Below are 19699 nucleotides of genomic sequence, written 5' to 3' on the forward strand. Positions count from 1 at the left end.
CGTACCCTCCTTTGCAGCCCCCGAATGCTATCGCCGAAAATGCCGGCTATTGCTTAGCTTTACGGCATGAATACCTATCAGATCTCAGGCAATCTTGTAGACATCCTGCAACAGGAAATTTACCCGGCCACGCTGCACATTGTGGACGGCCACATCCGGCAGATCGTTCGTAACACCAACGGCTATCCGCATTTTATCCTGCCAGGGTTTACAGATGCCCACGTGCATATAGAAAGCTCCATGCTGGTCCCTTCCGAGTTTGCCCGCCTGGCAGTAGTACATGGTACCGTTTCTACCGTTAGCGATCCTCACGAAATAGCCAACGTAATGGGCATCCCGGGCGTCCAGTTTATGCTGGACAACGGTAAAAAAGTGCCGTTTAAATTTAACTTCGGCGCTCCCTCCTGCGTGCCTGCCACGGTCTTCGAAACAGCCGGCGCCACCGTCGATGTAGCTGATATCGACCAACTGCTGCAACGCGACGATATCAAATACCTCACGGAAATGATGAACTTCCCCGGCGTGCTGCACCAGGACCCCGACGTTATGGCTAAAATAGCCGCCGCAAAAAAATACAACAAGCCTGTAGACGGCCACGCACCGGGACTTCGCGGCGAGGCCGCCAAAACATATATTGCGGCCGGTATCAGCACCGACCACGAATGTTTTACGCTGGAAGAAGGACAGGAAAAAATAGACTACGGCATGCATGTGCTCATCCGCGAAGGCAGCGCTGCCAAAAACTTTGAAGCCCTCATCCCCCTCCTGCACCATCATCCGGACAAAATCATGTTCTGCAGCGATGATAAACATCCTGACAACCTCGTGGAAGGGCACATCAATCAACTGGTAAAACGTGCACTGGGACACGGCATCGACCTGTTTAAAGTGCTGCGCGCGGCCTGCGTAAACCCCGTACTGCATTACCGTCTTGATACCGGGCTGCTGCGGGAAAATGATCCGGCCGATTTTATCATCACCGATAATCTCGAAGATTTTAATATCCTCGCTACCTATATCAATGGTATCAAAGTAGCAGAAAATGGCCAAACGCTTATCCAGCCGGTAGATACACCGGTGGTGAATAATTTCGTCTGCCAGCCCTCCGTTCCCAAAGATTTCCGGGTCCCTGCCCATGGAAACAACGTCACGGTTAAAGTCATGGAAGCCATGGACGGCCAGCTGATCACCAACGCACTACAGGCCACCCTGCCGGTACGAGACGGTCATATCTCCTGCGATACACAACAGGACGTCATCAAACTGGTAGTAGTAAACCGTTACCGGCAGGCGCCACCGGCCATAGCATTTATTCGCGGCTTTGGCCTGCAACGCGGTGCCATCGCCTCTTCTGTGGCCCATGATAGTCACAATATCATTGCCGCCGGTACCGATGATGCCAGCATCTGCGCAGCCATCAATGGCGTGATCGCTCACCGTGGCGGTATCAGCGTAGCGGAGAACGAAGCCGTAGAGGTGCTCCCCCTGCCTGTTGCGGGACTGATGAGCAACCTCGACGGCTATACGATTGCACAGCAGTACAGCCGTTTCGATCAGGCAGCCAAACAGCTGGGCTCCACGCTCGCCTCTCCTTATATGACCCTCTCTTTCATGGCCCTGCTGGTGATCCCTCACCTGAAACTCAGCGACATGGGCTTATTTGACGGCGACAAGTTTGCATTTACGCCGATAGAGGCATAAAAAATAATTCAGGGCTGAAGCCCTGAGAACAACAACGGCTGCCCTGTCAGGGCAGCCGTTGCTATTATATATTACTATTCATTATTGGCTGGTCCAGAGCGCACCATTGATGGAGTCCCGCTCAGCACCTGTTACGGACGAAAGCACGTTCACTTCCTGCCTCCACCGCAAAGCACCTATCAATGCCATCACCAGGGCTTCTTTGAAGCTTACCGTCAGTTCATCGGGCACTTCCACTTCAATACCCAGCGGCGCCAGTTGCTGCCGGAGCGTATCTACGAGGAAAGTGTTGAAGGCGCCACCGCCTGTTACCAGCAATTTAGCAGGACCTTCCGGCATGGCTGTTTTCAGCTGGCCGGCCGCCTGTGCGATCTGCGCAGCAATATGTTCTGTATAAGTACGCAGTTTACCCTGTACGGATATACGCAATGCATTGATCATCGGCAATACTGTTTCGGTACCAAAATCGTTGGCCAGTGATTTAGGCCATGGTTGCTGGTAGTACGGCAGTGCATTCAGCTGGGCCAACAGTCCGTTATCGGTAACGCCGCCGGCGGCCAGCGCGCCACCTTCATCATATGGTTTGTTGAGTTGCAGGGCCAGCTCATTGAGCACCCGGTTGGCCGGGCAGATATCGAATGCCACAAAGCCTTCCGGCAGTTGCGCAGATATATTGGCGATGCCGCCCAGATTGAGCCAGAACTGGTAACCTCCCAGCAGGTATTTCTCCCCGATCGGTACAATCGGCGCTCCCTGTCCGCCTAACGCTACGTCTACCGCGCGGAGGTCGGTGATCACCGGCAGTTTGGTCACCGCCGCCATGGCTGCGCCATCTCCCAGCTGGGCCGTCATTTTCTGGCCCGGCAGATGAAAGGTGGTATGTCCATGAGAAGCAATAAAATGTACTTTATGGTCCAGTTCATTTTTTTCGATGAAAGACAGGATACGCTGTCCGGTGTAGTGGCCGTATGCCGTATGCAGCAGCAGGTATTCCCTGGCAGGCAGCGTGGTGGCGGCAGCCAGCTTTTCCACCCACTCCGGTTCATAAGGCAGGCTTTCCGAAGCCTTGATGACATAAGTCCATTGTCCCCTGATTTCCGTCAGCTCAGCAAAAACGATATCCAGTCCGTCCAACGAGCTGCCGGACATGGTACCTATTACGTTGTATACCATTCAACTAAAATTTTGGCAAAGGTAGGATTTCCCATCGGGTAATTTTTTTTAACCCGGTTATGGAATCTGTTATATCCCCTGCATCATGCCGGCAGAAAACACCCATATTATGCAAAAATACCTCTCCCTACTATTGCTAAGCTGCCTGATCATGATCCAGGCAACCGCGCAGACACGCGTCATTACAGGGCGTGTGCAAAGCCAAAACTCCCAGGCCGCTATTAGCGGCGCCATTGTCAGCCTAATAAAAGGTGGTAAGGCCATCACAAAAAGTGATAAAAAAGGTCGATTTACCCTCACCGTCCCCAATGGTCCGTTAATCCTCCAGGCAATTGCCCCCAACTACGAAACGACAACAGTACAAATTACAGCCGGCCAATCATCCATTGTTATCAACATGCAGCCCATAACTATAGTCACTCCTATTACTACGGATGACAAAGCAATTAGCGAAGTAGTCGTAAAGGGTTATTTGTCGGCGCCCATAGCAGCGGCCCCGATGACACAGGCCCTGGCCGGCAGGGTGTCTGGTGTGGCGGTTGCCCAGGGTAATGTCAAGCGTCGTAGTAATATCACATCCGCCCCGGCAGGGCGTTTCGACACGGAAGATTATAGTCCCATCAACGAAAATATTTTCCATTCGGCGACGGAGCAACCACTGAGCACTTTCAGTATTGATGTGGACAGGGCTTCCTACAGCAATGTGCGCCGTTTCCTGAACCAGGGCATACTACCTCCACAGGATGCTGTACGCGTAGAAGAGATGATCAATTATTTTGACTACAATTATAAAGCGCCTGCAGGTAAAGACCCGGTATCTATTTATACAGATATGGCGGTATGTCCCTGGAATACCAGCCACCAGCTGGTACGTATTGCCCTTAAAGGCAAAGAAGTAGACGCCCGTGATTTGCCGCCCTCCAATCTTGTGTTGCTGGTAGATGTTTCCGGCTCTATGAATGAAGAGAACAAACTGCCCCTGGTAAAGCGCGCCTTCGCTGCACTGGTGCAACAACTGCGCCCGCAGGACCGTGTAGCCGTGGTGGTATATGCCGGTGCTGCCGGTGTGGTATTACCTTCTACCAGCGGTAGTGAAAAAAAGAAAATACTGGAAGCGATGGAATCCCTCCAGGCCGGTGGTTCCACCGCTGGTGGCGAAGGTATCCAGCTGGCTTATAAGATCGCGGCAGAGCACCGCAGCGATAAAAGCAACAACCGCGTGATTTTGGCTACAGACGGCGATTTCAACGTAGGCGCGTCCAGCGACGGTGAACTGCAGCGACTCATAGAAAAAGAAAGACAGCAGGGCATCTTCCTGTCTGTATTGGGCTTTGGTATGGGTAACTATAAAGACAACAAGCTGGAACTGCTGGCCGACAAAGGCAATGGCAACTATGCTTACATCGACAATTTCGAAGAAGCCCGCCGCACGTTCGTGACCGAATTCGGCGGTACGCTGTTCACCATCGCGAAAGACGTGAAGCTGCAAGTGGAATTTAACCCTGCTTTCGTGCAGTCGTACCGGTTAGTAGGCTATGAAAACCGCATGTTGCAGAATGAAGATTTCAACAATGATAAAAAAGATGCCGGAGATATGGGCGTGGGGCATACCGTGACCGCGTTGTATGAAATCATCTCCGCCACGGATAAAGCTGGTAAGGCCGTCAACTGGGTAGATCCGTTGAAGTACCAGCAAAACACTGTTGTTGGTCATCTACCGGAAGTGCTCACTGTCAAGCTGCGTTACAAGCAGCCTGATGAAAACAAAAGCCGGCTGATGCAACAGGTATTGCCTTATAACAGGCAACTGATCAGCGCCGCACCGGAAGATTTCCGGATGGCCACTGCTGCTGCCGCTTTCGGTCAACTGCTGCGCAACTCGGCCTTTAAAGGCGACATCACCTATCATGATGTGTTGCAACTGGCCTCTTCTGCCAAAGGTGAGGACAAAGAGGGCTACCGGGCGGAGTTCATCCAGCTGGTGAAAAAAGCACAGCTGGTCAATAAGGACAAGGACCAGGAATAGGTTACATATATTTTCGGTAATTTGCCGCTTCAAAGCGAAGCAGATATATGATAATCAATTTAAGTGAAACAAATTCGCTGGTAGGTGAATGGCTGAGCGAGATCCGGAATGTGGATATACAGCAGGACCGTATGCGCTTCCGGCGTAATATGGAAAGGCTGGGCGAAGTAGCCGCCTACGAGATCAGCAAAACGTTGGAGTATGTGGAGAAAGAAGTGACGACCCCCATGGGCATCGCTAATTGCCGGGTGCTGAAAACGCAGCCGGTACTGGCTACCATCCTGCGGGCGGGATTGGCACTCCACCAGGGTTTGCTGCATTATTTTGATAAGGCAGACCATGCGTTTATCTCGGCTTACCGCAAACATAATCACGACGGTTCTTTCGATATCAGCCTGGAATATGTGAGCAGTCCTTCCATTGAAGGACAGGTATTAATCCTCTCCGACCCCATGCTGGCCACAGGTTCCTCGCTGGTAAAAACCATCGAACACCTCGAAGAAATTGGAAAACCCAGTCATATTCATCTGGTGGTAGCCATCGCGTGCACCGTGGGAATTGAATATGTGCTGCGCAATACCAAAGCCAATATTACCATCTGGGCAGGAGATATTGATGATGAACTAACGGCCAAAGGCTATATCGTGCCGGGCCTGGGCGATGCAGGAGATCTGGCTTTCGGAAATAAACTACAACAATAATCCGGTTCTGACGTTTAATACTCGGAATTTTCGGAATACAGCTTACGGATTTAGCGATTTACATTATGAGCGTATATCACACGATTTTACACCATAATCTAAATTGTTAAATCCGTAAATTTATTATGGAGATAGGCACTTAGTTCCGTATTAATATTTTTACACATGGATTTAATTTGAAATATAACATATTTGGTGTACCTTCACCCTTACTGCATAAACCCTATGCTTTAAGCTTATCTTATGAAAAGAGCTTTACTATTCTTGACCATATTCTTATGTTTTAATTCTTTGCGGGCACAGGATCCGCATTTTTCGCAGTTTTTTGCTTCTCCGCTCACCCTTAACCCAGCCTTTACCGGTTTATTTTCAGGCGATTACCGTATATCCGGCAACTATCGTTCTCAATGGCGCAGTATCTCTACGCCCTTTGTGACCGGCACCGCTGCGATTGATTTCGGTATCCTGAAAAATGTCATCTCTTATACGGACATCTGGGGAGTAGGTTTGATGGCGATGTACGACAGAAGCGGAGGCGGGGCACTTACCTCCACCTATCTTTCTGCCAGCACAGCCTATCATAAAGGCCTGGACCCGGAGGGCAACCACACCATCGCTATTGGCTTACAGGGAACACTGGTACAAAAGCGGATAGACAATACCAAGCTGCAGTTCGAAAACCAGATGGATAACAACGGTTATAACCCGCTGATACCCAGTAATGAAACGCTGGTCAATCCAAAAATTTCCTACTTCGATCCCAACATCGGTATCTTGTATAATGGGCTGATCGGGGAATCGTCCAATATCTACCTGGGCGCCTCGTATTATCATATTACCCAACCCGTAGAATCTTTTATGGCCGAGACCCAGAACCGCCTCAGCTACCGCTGGACGATACATGGCGGCGGCTCTGTACCGGTGAATGGGAAAGATCGTTTTCATACCAGCATTCTTTATATGAAACAGAGCACTGCTTCTGAGTTCACGTTTGGCGGTGCTTATGGTTTCACCCTCAGCGAGGTGGAAGAGAATAATCCTACCGTGCTGTTCCTCGGCAGCTGGTACCGCCTGAAAGATGCGATCATTCCTTATGTAGGCATGCAGTTCAAAGGGTTTCAGGTAGGCATGACCTACGATACCAACGTGTCCAGCCTGCGCCCGGCGTCCAACGCACGCGGCGGTCTGGAGATATCATTGATCTATATCCACACCCGCAACGAGAACAACAAGTACAAAACTTTGTGCCCTCGTTTCTAGTAACAGCGTCTGTCACCTGATCATATATCCAAACCGTGTAGCTGATGCTTCACGGTTTTTTTTATCATGACCCACACAAAATCAGCGATTTCAGCAAATCCGGGCCGGATTTGAAATATTTTTGCGTTAGTTTCGTTCATCATCAAATTATTCAGATAAAATTTTCTGTCACCAAAAAAATCTCAGGCGTTGTTGTTTTCATTCAGAGAGGTACTGTCGGCCATTCAATCATATGGAAAAGCCCATCAGTTCATTATGCAACACAAGTTGTGGAAGTGGATCCTGATACCCGGCATCATTTATTGTTTACTGTTTTTCACAGGGTTTTATTTTGTCTGGGGCTATTCGGGTGATTTTGTGGAATACCTGACCCGCCTGTTGCATATCACCGAATGGGTACAGGACCTGGAAAGCAGCTGGGTGAGTTTCCTGTTTATTCTGGTGGCCTTTTCCGTCCGGATTGTTTTTGTATTCTGGTATTTTTCCTATTTCAAATATTTGTTCCTTATCGTGGCATCCCCTGTTTTTTCCTATCTCTCGGAGAAAACCGAAGCCATTCTGGAATACCGGGAGTTTCCTTTCAGCTGGGCACAGCTGGGGCAGGACATCTGGCGCGGTGTCCGGATGTCTTTCCGCAATATCGTTTACCAGACAGGCGCCATCCTGATATTGCTGGTGGTGTCTTTTATTCCGATAGTAGGATGGATCACCCCGATGATCGGCTTTTTTATTGAAGCCTATTTCTACGGCTTCTCCATGATGGATTACAGCTGCGAACGTCACCGCCTCACCATGGCGCAGAGCATACAGTTTATCCGTCAGCACCGGGGCATGGCCCTGGGCAATGGCATGGTGTTCTATGTGTTCATGCTGGTACCGGTAGCCGGCTGGATGCTGGCTCCCTCCTACGCCGTGATTGCCGCTACTATCGATTTACAACATAAAAAACTGATATAACCATGAGTGCAACAGGCAAAGTGTACCTGATCCCTACTGTGTTGAGCGCTGACGCCCTGTTCAGCATTCCTGCCTATATTACTGCCATTGCGCAGCAGTTGCGGGTATTTTATGTGGAAAACGAGCGGACTGCCCGCCGTTATCTGAAAGCATTGGACAGAAACATCAACATTGACGAGCTGCAGTTGTTGCCCATGCACGAAAACCAGCCACCAGACACCGCTTTAGCCAGGAAGCTATTACTGGCAGGTACAGACATCGGTGTGCTGAGCGAAGCAGGATGCCCGGCCATCGCTGATCCCGGCCACCTGGTAGTACAGGCGGCACACAGCATCGATGCCCGCGTAATCCCCATGGTAGGGCCCAACTCTATGCTGCTGGCCCTCATGGCCTCCGGCATGAATGGCCAGAACTTCCAGTTCACCGGTTACCTGCCCATCAAAGCGCCGGAGAGAGGCAAGGCATTACGCCAGCTGGAAGAAGAATCTGAACGGAAAAAACAGACGCAGTTGTTCATAGAAACACCTTACCGTAACAATCAACTGCTGAAAGACATACTGGACCATTGTAAAGATCATACCCGGCTATGTATTGCCGCCGATATCACCGGTCCGGAAGAATATATCAAAACAAAAACCGTCAGGGAATGGCGGAAAGCTTTGCCAGACCTGCATAAGCGGCCAGCGATATTTCTACTTTATGCGGTACCGCAATAAATTACGAATTACGAATTGAGGGCTTCCGTATAGAGAGGTTAATAAGTAACCTGGCCATATGGAAGCCCTCAATTCGTAATTCGTAATTCGTAATTTGTAATTGTCTTAAGGAAGATCTCTGCCCGAAGCATCTCTGACGCTGATCACACTGTCCACAATAAACGGACTATAACCGCGCCACGGCAATGCACCGAGGTATTCCTTGTAGTGCAGTTCCACCGTTTTGCCGCTGGCAGTCATCAGCTGCTGCGCGATGCGCTCATCGGCCACGGAGAACTGGAATTCGTTGGACTGAATGGTTCCGGCGGTACGGCCTTTATAGCCGGACTGAATTAGTTTTCCTTCATAGGTTTTGAAGACGTAGCCCTTTTCCACGAAGTAGTTGAGCTCACCTGCCTTTACCCCTCTGCCGAAGACAAAGTAAAATTTATACAGGAAGATGCCGCCCAGTACCAGGACAATGATAGTAACAACGATAAAAATAAACCGGCCCATGTGAATAGTTTAGTAGACGTTATGATCAAAAGTAAAGATCCACCAGATAAATAAAACCGGCCATAGAAAAGGCGCCCAGTTCGAGTTCACGCTTATTCACCGCTTCAAACACATCGTTGACCGCGTGATGAATATCAAAATAACGCTGACTGTCAGGAGAAAGTTCAGCCATGGGCGTACCCAGTGCCTGATGCAATGGCCCTATATCGGTACCGCCGCCTTCCTCGTTAAAGTCATACAGGCCATAGGGCTCCAGCAGAGGTCTCCAGCTCTTCATTTTAGCTTTCTTCTCCGGGTCCATGGTGGATGTAAAGCCTCTTGGTGTAAAGCCACCAGCATCGCTTTCCAGGGCGAGGATATGTTTTTCGTTGCGTTGTTTTGCCAGTTCAGCGTATTTTTTACCACCACGGGTACCGTTTTCTTCATTGGCAAACAGCACCACCCGGATAGTGCGGGTAGGCTTCACGCCCGCTGCTTTGAAAGCACGCAATACTTCGATAGACTGTACGCAGCCGGCGCCATCATCATGCGCCCCTTCCGCTACATCCCATGAATCGAGGTGGCCTCCTACGGTGATGAATTGGTCTGGATATTTGCTGCCGCGTATTTCACCTACTACATTATGGCCAATGGTGTCTGGCAGCATCTCGCAGTTGGTACGGAGGAATATCTTAGCGGAATTATCTTTTTTCAGACGGTTGCTCAGGCGGTCAGCATCCTGCAAACCGATAGCCACAGCGGGGATTTTCGGATATGCCGGGTCATAAGCCATGGCACCGGTATGGGGGAAGTTAAAGGCGCCATGCGACATGGAACGTACAATTACCGCTACAGCGCCATATTTGGCCGCCCTGCTGGCGCCCTGGCCTCTGTATTTCACCGCATCGCCATAGGAGTAAAAAGTCTTAACGAACTCCGGTTTAAAATGGTAATTGTAAAAGATGATCTTACCTTTTACCTGGTCTTTTTTAGCTTCCAGGTCTTCAAAAGAGGCTACTTCCAGCACCGGAGCCGTGATGCCGGGATTGCCGGTACCTACGGAGTTTCCGAGCGCCAGCACATTCAGCGGTGGTACGAAGTCACGCAGCTTTGAAACGATGCGGGCTTCTTCCTTTGCGCCACGCACCCAATGGGGTACCATACATTCCTGCAGATAAACGGTGTCTGCACCCGCAGCTTTCAGGGCGTTTACGCCCCACTGCTCAGCTTTGGGCATCTGAGGAGAGCCAGCCAGCCTGCCGCCGATGGTCTTCGTCAGTACGCGTAGATTTTCATAAGCAGTGCTGTTTCTAAGTACTTCATCGGCCAACTGTCTTAAAACGAGGGAATCTGACTGCTGCGCTCTGGTTACTGCCGGTAAGAGGCAGGTCAGCAGCATTGGCAAAAGGCGTTTTCTCATATAAGCGGCTAAATTTTGCAATAAAACTAATTAATTGGCAGGGTTCTTACAAATAACAAATAAATGGTTTTGGAGTTTCCACTAATTGAAAATTCAGCGTTACCTTCGTTACGCAAAGTAATCTTGTCGCTGGCACACATTTACAGGGCTTTATTACTTGTCGCTTTCCGTTCGTTAAATTAAAGATCATGCGCATAGGAATAGTATGTTATCCGACATACGGGGGTAGTGGCGTATTGGCCACAGAGCTGGGCAAAGCTCTGGCAGACAAAGGCCATATGGTGCATTTCATTACCTACCAACAGCCAGTGAGGCTCAATGCTTTTCACGCTAACATATACTACCACGAGGTACAGGTGCCGACCTATCCTCTTTTCGATTTTCCGCCTTATGAGTCTGCCCTTAGCAGCACGATGGTGGATGTTATCCTTAACCAGAAACTGGACCTGCTCCACGTACACTATGCCATTCCGCACGCCTCTACAGCGTATCTGGCTAAACAGATTGTCAGCAAGCAGGGCCGGGTGGTACCTTTCATCACTACCCTCCACGGTACAGATATTACCCTCGTGGGCAAAGACAAGACCTATGCTCCGGTGGTCACTTTCTCCATCAACGAATCAGATGCTATTACAGCGGTGTCCGAGAATCTGCGGGACGAGACCTACAAGTATTTCCAGATAGAGAAAGATATCTCCGTGATCTACAACTTTGTGGACACACAACGGTTCAGCCGCCGGGAGATGCCTCATTTCCGCAATGCCATTGCGCCCAACGGCGAGAAAATATTGCTGCACGTATCCAACTTCCGTAAAGTAAAAAGGGTACCTGATGTGGTCAATGTATTTGCGAAAGTAAGGCAGGAAGTGCCTGCCAAGCTGCTGCTGGTGGGTGATGGTCCTGACAGGCCTACTATCGAATGCCTGTGCCGCGAGCTGGGCATCTGTGAAGATGTACGGTTTGTGGGTAAACAGGAGCAACTGGAAGACGTGATGTCTATCAGCGATCTTTTCCTGCTGCCATCTGATTACGAAAGCTTTGGTCTGGCTGCCCTGGAAGCCATGGCGGCGCAGGTCCCCGTGATTTCTTCCAATGCAGGAGGTTTACCGGAAATCAATATTCCTGGTCAAACCGGCTATATGAGCGATGTGGGAGATGTGGACGGTATGGCCGCCCATGCCATTAAGTTGCTGCAGGACGACGCTTTGTTGGCCAAACTGCGTAAAGGCGCGCTGGCACAGGCGCAACGTTTCCATATCGATAACATCATTCCGCAATACGAAGCATTATACGAGCAGGTGTTACAACAGCAGGCGCAGTTACTCTAACGCCCGCGTATCCACCTTTCGGGGTTCTGTTGTACCATGTTGCGGTAGATCTGTAATTCTATCTCTCCATTGCTGGCCACCGCGCTGGCAGCAGCTGCACCCAGTACATGCCCGCGTTTTACGGACATGCCTTTTTTGACACGTATATCCACCAATCTCACGTAGTTGGTAAAATATCTTCCATGGCGCAGGGTAACCATATATCCTGCGCCTGGAACACTAAATACCATTATCACTTCTCCATCAAAGATCGCTTTTACGGCAGCGCCTTTGGGCGTAGCGATCACGATACCATTGTGTTCCACTTCTACTTTTCCGACTTTACCAGTACCAAAGCGACCGGTGATCCTGCCGGCGTCGACGGGCCATGGGAGCCGTCCCCGGTTGGCTTCAAAATCGCGGGACAGTGATAAGGCTTCCGGCGTAGCTGCCAGCACATCTTCTTTGGGGGTTGGAGCCGGTTCATCCTCTTCTTCTTCAGCCACCGGCTTCGGTGGCGGCGGTGGTTTCTTTCCGGCTTTTTTAGCCGCGGCGATCGCACGTTTGCGCGCCGCTTCCTGTTCTGCTTTACGCTTCGCTGCTTTGGCGGCAGCGGCACGTTTACGGGCTGCCGCAGCAGCCAGTTCTCTTTTGCGGGCCGCTTCTATCTCACGGCGGATGGCATCCTGAATGGCGCGATCTACCTGCCTGGCTTCAGCCCTGCTTTTCTCAATATTTTGCTGGAGTTGTTTTTCCTGCTCCTGTAGTTGTACGATCGTATTATCGGTTTCTTTTTTATCCGCGATCAGCACGCCCCGTTGTTTTTGCTCCGTGTACAGGGCCCCTGCTTTTTGTGCGCGTTCCTGTTCGAGGTTTTCCAGTTTCTGTGCCAGCAGTACTTTGGTAGACAGCAGGCTTTCTGCCTGCCGGCGCCTGTTTTCCCGATACTGCCGCAGGTACTGATACCGGCGCAGCGCGTCGTTAAAACTGGTGGCAGAAAACAGAAAATTGAGCACATCATATTCCCGTTTGGTCTTGTAGGCATATACCACCAGCTGCGCATAACGGGCACGCAGGGAATCCACTTCCTTTTCGAGCGTTTGTACGTTATCGTTAGTACTGCTGATAGCGCCATCAATCTGGCTGATCTCTATGTTGATGTTTTTGATCTGGGCGTTACGGCTATCGATTTTCTGCTGCAGTTCCCGTTGCAGTCCCAGGTTTTGTTTGGTGGATTTACGGGTATGCTGCAATGTGCGGGTGGCTTCCTGTATTTCCTTCAATAGTTCCTGTTTACGGCTTTCCAGCGCCGCACGCGATGTTTTGTTACCGCGCTGTGCATACAGCACTCCCGGTAACAGCCAGCAGGCTATCAGAAATGGGATCAGCTTTTTCAAAAAGGAACGGTTTTAGGCATTTAGTTCTTTGACCATTTGGTTATTTATCCATTGATGGCTGCCTTCAATGAATAAATAACCAAATGCACAAATGATCAAATTATCTGCGTCTTATCCACTGTTCGGGATTCTGTTTGGTAACACCTTTCCAGATCTGCAGTTCCACCTCACCGGTGTTTTCGAGGTCATTCACGCTGGCGGTACCGATTACCTGACCGGTTTTCACCATATCGCCTTTCTTCACGCGGGTAGTCTGCAAACGAACATAGGTAGTAAAGTATTGTCCATGACGGATAATAATCACATAGCCGGAGCCGGGCATCACCACAACGGATTTCACTTCTCCGTCGAAGATGGATTTCACGGCGCCGCCTTTGGTGGTAGCGATGACGATACCATCGGAAGGTACGGTGATATGTTCCATTACGGCATGTTGGTGTATACCGAAATGTTCAATGATATTGCCGGCATCCACAGGCCATGGCAGTTTGCCCCGGTTGGCCTCAAAGCTTTCAGACAGCGCCAATGCTTCCGGTGTAGCTTCCAGCACGTTCTCGCTGCGTACAGGAGCCGGTTTGGGTGGTTCTGGCGTAGGTTTCGCCGGTTCCGGTGTTGGCGTTGGTGTTGGCTTCGCCGGTGGGTTATTAGCTGCAGGATTGTTATTGGCATTATTGGCAGCAGCGGCGGCGGCATCGGCTTTGGCTTTTTCAGCAGCGGCCAGTGCGGCTTTGCGGGCTTCTTCCTCTCTTCTGCGTTTCTCTTCGGCGGCTTTACGGCGGGCAGCTTCTTCTTCCATGGCCTTACGGCGTGCCTCTTCAATCTCACGACGGATTACCGCACGGATAGCGGCCTGCACTTTCTGGGCATCTTTATTACGCTGGTTGATATCGGCCACCAGCTCTTTCTCACGGCCTTTCAGTTTAGTGAGTACTTCGTCTTTCTCTTTCTTGTCCTGTTCCAGGGTAGACCGCTGTTCCTGTTCCGTTTTCAGGGCATCGGCACGTTTTACGCGCTGGTTTTCGAGGCTCTGGATTTTCCGGTTCAGCTGGTCCTGGGTAGTGACGATATTATCTGCCTGACGGCGGCGGTATTCGCGGTATTGTTTGAGATATTGAAAACGTTTTACGGCATCATTGAAACTCTGGGCGGAGAACACAAAGTTCAGCATGTCGTAGGAAGAGCGGTTCTTGTAAGCGTATACGATCAGTTGGGCGTATTGCGCTTTCAGGGTATCCAGATCTTTCTGCAGGGTTTTTACATCCCGGTAAGCGGTGTTGATGTCACCGTTGATGAAATTGATTTCTTCGTTGATATTATTGATCAGCCGGGTACGAAGGGTGATCTTGTCCCGCAGTGCACGTAGCTGGCCCAGGCTTTCTTTGGTAGACCTTTTGGTATCTTTCAGCTGTGCGTTGGCTTCCTCGATTTCCTTTTGCAGCTCTTTTTTCCTGCGCTCCAGTTCCTCCCGCGTCGGTTGCTGCTGGCCTGTATTCTGAGCCACCAACATAGCCGGTAATAACCATATGATCAATACTAACGGGATAATCTTCTTCAAATACAACATGACTATTTTAAGTAACTGCAATTAAGTACCAAGTATATAAACGATAAATATACAACGTTTATTAGTTTAATGAAGATGACATTTGCCGGGAAATTTATTACATGCGTTTATAGCTGGCCGGTGTGCTGAACGGGAAGGTCAGCGGTACGTCAAAATCATAGCGGGTAAAGTCCAGTGCTACTTTGGTCACACTTTTCTCTTCCACAAAAATACGGCGCACGGTCGGGAATTTCCGGTTGGCCACACGGGCATAGTCGCCATAGGTCAGTTCACAGGAACGTTTGTTGGCAGCGGTACTATCAGCATCCATTACTTTGCTCTGCTGGAGACTGTAATCATCTGAAAATACGTTGAACAGGCTCACAAAGCGGGCATTCTGACAGCTAAAAGAGATGACGGACGGTGTTTTAACGAGACCATAAACAGAGTCTGTCAGGTATACGGGATTACCGATGAGCAGGTCTTGTAAGGTTTTGAAGTCGAACGGCACGCCCAGCAATTCTTCGGCGTCAGCCATCCGTTTGAGGAACAGCTGTTTCTCTATTCTATTGTAAAGTTTGAGACTATCGGGGGTGATCACGGCACGCATCACTTCATCGATGATAGGAGCGCTGACAGATATCCAGATGATGCTGTCTTTTTTCATGCGGATGGTGGCCGTGAGATTGTTATGGCTTTTGCTATCTGTTTCAATAGCCAGTTTCATTCTGCCGGAGAAGGTGTTAAAGTCGATGTTATTACTGCGGATACCTTTCAGCATATTACTAATGAAGGCGTTCCGTTCTTCTGCGGAAGTGGTGTCCCGATGGGCAGCCACCCTGCTGGTGTCTGTGGCCGGAAACGTATTGCGTGACAGTTTTTTCGGGTGACGGCAGGCGGTAAAGGCCAGACCGGCTATTCCTATTAATAACAGTAGTGTTTTTTTCATGCAGCTATAAGCTTTTAGCGGTATCAGCGCTACCAGGGTGGTGTTAACGGGCATTCCCGGCTGAAGGCTATTGAATATATTTTTTTTCAGCGATCTTACGGACAAGGCCTACAGAGGTAGCCCCTTTGTCTTTGGCCTTCTGCCAGTATTCCACCGCTTTTGTGACATCTTTCAGGTTAAACAGTATATCCCCGTAATGCTCGAGCACATTTGGATTCTGCTGTGCTTCGGGAAATTGCAGGGCTTTCTCTATCCAGTGCCTGGCATCCTCAAACTTGTCTTGCCGGAACAGGATCCAGGCGTAGGTGTCCATGTAGGTCGGACTTTCCGGTTCCAGGTCCAGCGACCGTTTAGACATTTCCGCGGCATGCTCCAGGTTTTCACCGCGTAGTGACAGGTAGTAACTGTAATTATTGAGTACCAGCGCGTCGTCGGGCCGCAGCAGGAGCGCCTTTTCATAGCTGCTGTCAGACTGCTGATGCTGTCCGGTAGCATGATAGGCATCTCCAAGCAACGACTGTACGTCGGCCATAAATTTCTTTTCTCCGTTGCCTATTTCCAGTGCTTTGTTGAGTGCACCGATGGCTGCGGGATATTGCTGTAACAGGAAGCTGGCCACTCCTTTGAAGTAGTAGCCCATGAATTCTTTCGGGAATTTGTCTGTTACGGTGTTGCTGAGTGCCAGCAATGCGTTCGGATCTTCCTTGCGGGAATAGATCCACATCAGCTGGTACCATACGGAAAAGCGGCTGGAGTCGAGGCTCAGCGCTTTGGCATAATTCTGTTGGGCGCTGTCCAGCATATCCGCCTGTGAGTACATATCTCCTCTCAGGGCGTATGCCTTGGCTTCCCTGGGATGTGCATTTACAATCAGGGAAGTAAGCTCCAGGCCTTCTTCCTCTTTGGTAGAATCCAACTGCATCATCTGCAGGTAAGGATATACGTACGCTACTTTTTCATCGATGCTGTAAGTGGGATTGGCGAAGGCACGGGTCAGGAAAGCCCAGTAGCCGGCCTTGTCATTACGCTTCTTTGCGTAGGTAGCGAGGCCCAGCAATGCTCTGGCATTGTCCGGGTCTTTACGCAGCACATCGTTATAGATAGCGGTAGCTTCTGCCGTGCGATCGTTGGCATCATACACTTCTGCCAGCAGGAAATAATAGCGCAGTTCCAGCGGATTGGTGTCGATGAGTTTACGGATCTCGGCAGCTGCCGCATCCACCTGGCTCATTTTAAGCAACAACCGTTGTTTTTGGTAGATGACTTCCTCTACTACGCCTGTCTTTTTCTCCAGCTGACTAAATACAGCCAGTGCAGATGCCGGTTTGTTAGCTTTGGCGAGGAACATGGCCTTGTTGTACAAGTAGTCCTCGCTTTCAGGGTAACGGGCTGTCAGTTTCTCAAAAACAGCAGCAGCGCTGTCAAATTGTTCGTTGATGGCAAAAGCGTCCGCCAGGGTGATCTGGAACCAGTGGTTCTCCGGGTCCATGCTGGCAGCGCGGCGGGCAAAGCCCAGCGCGTAGCCCGGGTTCTGCACTTCCATGAACAGGCGGGCCAGTTCATAATAAGCAGTGGGATTATTCTTGTTTAACCGCAGGTAGTCGGAGTACTGGGTGATGGCAGTACGAAAATCACCCAGCATCTTGGATCGCTGGGCTGCAAAGAAAAGGCTGTCGGCCCGCTGTTCCAGCACAGCAGGGTCTTTGATCACGGCCTGATGGCGCAGCGTTTTCTTAGGCCCGCTGCACGCGCCTGTGATCAATATACCAGCAACACCTATAACGGTTAAGAATACACGCATCTATCAGGATTTACCGGTATGACCGAAGCCACCTTCACCGCGAACGGTTTCGTTCAGCACTTCCACAGGCTGCATAACGGCCTGCACATAGGGAGCGATGATCATTTGGGCTACACGATCTCCGGGTTGTATCGTTTGTGGTTCGTTGGACAGGTTGATCATAATTACTTTGATCTCTCCTCTGTAATCCGCGTCAATAGTACCAGGCGAATTAGGTATGGTCAGGCCCTGTTTAAAAGCCAGGCCGCTGCGCGGACGAATCTGCGCTTCGTACCCAACCGGCAGTTCCATAAACAGACCTGTTGGTACTAATACCCTTTCCAATGGCTGGAGCGTCAACGCCGTCTCCAGGTGCGCACGCAGGTCCATACCTGCAGCTTGGTCCGTTGCATAAGACGGCAATTCATTGTCCGACTTATTGATGATTTTCACAATTATATCAGCCATTAAGCAAAGATAAATTATTATTATTTAGCGATTTTCTCCAATAACACAACTGCATGGGCAGTCACTCCTTCCTCCCGTCCCACAAAGCCCAGCTTTTCCGTTGTGGTGGCCTTCACAGACACATCTTCCAGCCCTATACGCAGTATTTCCGCAATAACCGCCTGCATCTCCGGTACATAAGGCTTGATTTTAGGGGCCTGCAGACACAGGGTGCTGTCCACATTCACCACACCGTAGCCTTTTTCACCGATCAACTGCGCGCAACGGGCCAGCAGTATCTTACTGTCAATATTTTTGTAGGTATTGTCCGTATCCGGGAAATGTACGCCGATATCACCCAGCGACAACGCCCCCAGCATGGCATCACAGATGGCATGCAACAGCACATCTGCATCACTGTGCCCCAATGCACCCTTGTGGTGCGGCACTTTCACACCGCCCAGCCAGAAATCCCGGCCTTCTACCAGCTGATGAAAATCTACTCCCAGACCAATACGTATACTACTCATAGCTTATATTTTAAAACATTTATGCCAATCCGCAAGGTAAGGCTTTAAATATAAAAATCCCCCCGCTAAAAAACGGAGGGACAGAATATATTTTGGAATTTTATTATTTAGCTATTTTTCAGATATCAGCCTGTTACCAGCCGGTCCTGCTGTCTTCATTGCGGGCGCCCAGATCGAATGTCAGCGTGAAGCGCAGGGTATTGGACAGCGGGTTACGCTGTATACCGGAACCAGAAGGCACGAGGTAAGAAAAGTTCAACCCGAAAATATCATACTTAATACCGACCCCGGCAGTAACATATTTACGGTTGCCTTTTAATTTGTTTTCGTTGAAATACCCCGCTCTTACGGCAAACATATGGTTGTACCAGTATTCTGCGCCAACAGAATACATCAGTTCCTGTAATTCTTCTTTAAGGCCTCCCGGTGCGTCACCGAAAGAGCTGAACATGCCCTGCAGTACACCCTTTTCTTTGTAAGCGCCGGTGGAATCCGGCGTGGGTACCAGCAATTTGTTGATATCAAGGGCGAAAGTCAGCTGATTGGTTTCGTCCAGCGCCAGCGTATAGGCGGCACCGAGCCCCAGATTGGTGGGCAGAAAGTCTTTGTTCTGCGCGGAACTGGTATACGAAATTTTAGTACCGATATTGGAGATAGACGCGCCCAGGCTTAAGCGGTTGGTCAGGCCATCGTCTTTTTCATACTCTTTGGTATAAAAGGCGGAAAGGTCCGCTGCAAAAGCTTTCGCTGCACGGATGGTCGCGCTGCCGTTGGATTGGCCGCCGGCAAGGTTGGAATAGATATACCGCCCGGTTAATCCCATGGAGAAATTATCAGACAGCTTGCGGGCATAACCTGCGTCCAGCGCAAATTCACGCGGCCGGAAATCACCCAGGTCCTGATTGGTAACATCCCTGAAATTGATAGACCCTAAGGAAAAATAACGGAGCGATGCAGAAATAGCCTGATATTCATCCAGCTTCGTATATCCGCTGACGGTCGCCAGGAATACGTCATTCACCAGTTCCTTCAGCCACGGCGTATACGTCACCGCCACACCGGACTTGGACTCTGCAAATGGCAGTTTGGACAAGTTCCAGTAAATGGAAGATGCATCAGGAGAAATGGCTAAACCTACATCTCCCATGGCACCACTTCTGGCGTCCGGAGTGATGCGGAGAAAAGGCACCGCAGTATTAATAGTATTGGTACGGCCATCAATCTGATCTGTATTAATCTGGGCTGAGGTTTCAAAACTGCTGAAAGTACCGTATATGAACACAAGGCTCAAAGCTACCTTTCGGATCATGCAACGTTC

General features: G+C 50.1%; 17 protein-coding genes. 7 read left to right on the top strand and 10 right to left on the bottom strand.

What is annotated here, in order from left to right; all coding sequences use genetic code 11:
• Window positions 1-66 precede the first annotated feature (66 nt).
• Window positions 67-1701 carry an adenine deaminase gene (gene ade, locus ICL55_RS08550; protein WP_188096041.1) on the top strand — a complete coding sequence of 545 codons (1635 nt, stop codon included), beginning with the start codon at window positions 67-69 and terminating at the stop codon, window positions 1699-1701.
• 81 nt (window positions 1702-1782) lie between these two features.
• Here ade and ICL55_RS08555 read toward each other — a convergent pair whose 3' ends face one another.
• The gene (locus tag ICL55_RS08555; RefSeq protein WP_188096042.1) at window positions 1783-2874 is read right to left on the bottom strand and encodes an anhydro-N-acetylmuramic acid kinase; all 1092 of its coding nucleotides are present in this window, start codon (window positions 2872-2874) and stop codon (window positions 1783-1785) included.
• Window positions 2875-2983: 109 nt separating this feature from the next.
• On the opposite strand from ICL55_RS08555, the gene ICL55_RS08560 reads away from it, so the two are divergent.
• The 5 genes from ICL55_RS08560 to ICL55_RS08580 all read left to right on the top strand — a co-directional run bounded on the left by ICL55_RS08560 (window position 2984) and on the right by ICL55_RS08580 (window position 8534).
• Entirely contained in the window at window positions 2984-4900 is a 1917-nt protein-coding gene (locus ICL55_RS08560; protein WP_188096044.1) for a YfbK domain-containing protein, read from the top strand.
• A gap of 47 nt (window positions 4901-4947) precedes the next feature.
• Complete coding sequence (upp, locus tag ICL55_RS08565; protein WP_188096046.1) at window positions 4948-5601, top strand: uracil phosphoribosyltransferase; 654 nt, start codon at window positions 4948-4950, stop codon at window positions 5599-5601.
• A 243-nt stretch (window positions 5602-5844) separates the two neighbouring features.
• Window positions 5845-6861: a PorP/SprF family type IX secretion system membrane protein gene (locus tag ICL55_RS08570; protein ID WP_188096048.1), complete on the top strand. Its 1017-nt coding sequence runs from the start codon at window positions 5845-5847 to the stop codon at window positions 6859-6861.
• Window positions 6862-7053: 192 nt separating this feature from the next.
• Complete coding sequence (locus tag ICL55_RS08575) at window positions 7054-7818, top strand: EI24 domain-containing protein (protein WP_188098309.1); 765 nt, start codon at window positions 7054-7056, stop codon at window positions 7816-7818.
• 2 nt (window positions 7819-7820) lie between these two features.
• Complete coding sequence (locus ICL55_RS08580; RefSeq protein ID WP_188096050.1) at window positions 7821-8534, top strand: SAM-dependent methyltransferase; 714 nt, start codon at window positions 7821-7823, stop codon at window positions 8532-8534.
• 105 nt (window positions 8535-8639) lie between these two features.
• Here ICL55_RS08580 and ICL55_RS08585 read toward each other — a convergent pair whose 3' ends face one another.
• Window positions 8640-9029 carry a hypothetical protein gene (locus tag ICL55_RS08585; RefSeq protein WP_188096052.1) on the bottom strand — a complete coding sequence of 130 codons (390 nt, stop codon included), beginning with the start codon at window positions 9027-9029 and terminating at the stop codon, window positions 8640-8642.
• A 25-nt stretch (window positions 9030-9054) separates the two neighbouring features.
• Window positions 9055-10428, bottom strand: a complete 1374-nt coding sequence (locus ICL55_RS08590; RefSeq protein WP_188096054.1) for a M20/M25/M40 family metallo-hydrolase — start codon at window positions 10426-10428, stop codon at window positions 9055-9057.
• Window positions 10429-10616: 188 nt separating this feature from the next.
• On the opposite strand from ICL55_RS08590, the gene bshA reads away from it, so the two are divergent.
• A complete protein-coding gene (gene bshA, locus ICL55_RS08595) occupies window positions 10617-11756 on the top strand; it encodes an N-acetyl-alpha-D-glucosaminyl L-malate synthase BshA (protein ID WP_188096056.1) in 1140 nt (379 codons plus the stop codon).
• Here the strand turns inward: bshA and ICL55_RS08600 are convergent.
• From ICL55_RS08600 to porV, 7 genes are all read right to left on the bottom strand, one after another.
• Window positions 11753-13132, bottom strand: a complete 1380-nt coding sequence (locus tag ICL55_RS08600) for a murein hydrolase activator EnvC family protein (RefSeq protein WP_188096059.1) — start codon at window positions 13130-13132, stop codon at window positions 11753-11755. The genes bshA and ICL55_RS08600 overlap by 4 nt on opposite strands.
• A gap of 100 nt (window positions 13133-13232) precedes the next feature.
• Window positions 13233-14687 (bottom strand): murein hydrolase activator EnvC family protein, encoded by a 1455-nt coding sequence (locus ICL55_RS08605; protein ID WP_188096061.1) that lies wholly within the window; start codon window positions 14685-14687, stop codon window positions 13233-13235.
• Window positions 14688-14793: 106 nt separating this feature from the next.
• Complete coding sequence (lolB1, locus tag ICL55_RS08610; protein WP_188096063.1) at window positions 14794-15624, bottom strand: lipoprotein insertase outer membrane protein LolB1; 831 nt, start codon at window positions 15622-15624, stop codon at window positions 14794-14796.
• A 67-nt stretch (window positions 15625-15691) separates the two neighbouring features.
• Window positions 15692-17425, bottom strand: coding sequence for a tetratricopeptide repeat protein (locus ICL55_RS08615; protein ID WP_188096065.1), 1734 nt, complete (start codon window positions 17423-17425; stop codon window positions 15692-15694).
• A gap of 3 nt (window positions 17426-17428) precedes the next feature.
• Window positions 17429-17872, bottom strand: coding sequence for a dUTP diphosphatase (gene dut, locus ICL55_RS08620; RefSeq protein ID WP_078670105.1), 444 nt, complete (start codon window positions 17870-17872; stop codon window positions 17429-17431).
• A 20-nt stretch (window positions 17873-17892) separates the two neighbouring features.
• Window positions 17893-18381 (bottom strand): 2-C-methyl-D-erythritol 2,4-cyclodiphosphate synthase, encoded by a 489-nt coding sequence (ispF, locus tag ICL55_RS08625; protein WP_168871273.1) that lies wholly within the window; start codon window positions 18379-18381, stop codon window positions 17893-17895.
• Between the two features lie 133 nt (window positions 18382-18514).
• Window positions 18515-19690, bottom strand: a complete 1176-nt coding sequence (gene porV, locus ICL55_RS08630) for a type IX secretion system outer membrane channel protein PorV (protein WP_188096067.1) — start codon at window positions 19688-19690, stop codon at window positions 18515-18517.
• Between the last annotated feature and the right edge of the window lie 9 nt (window positions 19691-19699).

Source organism: Chitinophaga varians (genome assembly GCF_014529945.1).
GTDB classification, from domain to species: Bacteria; Bacteroidota; Bacteroidia; order Chitinophagales; family Chitinophagaceae; genus Chitinophaga; species Chitinophaga varians.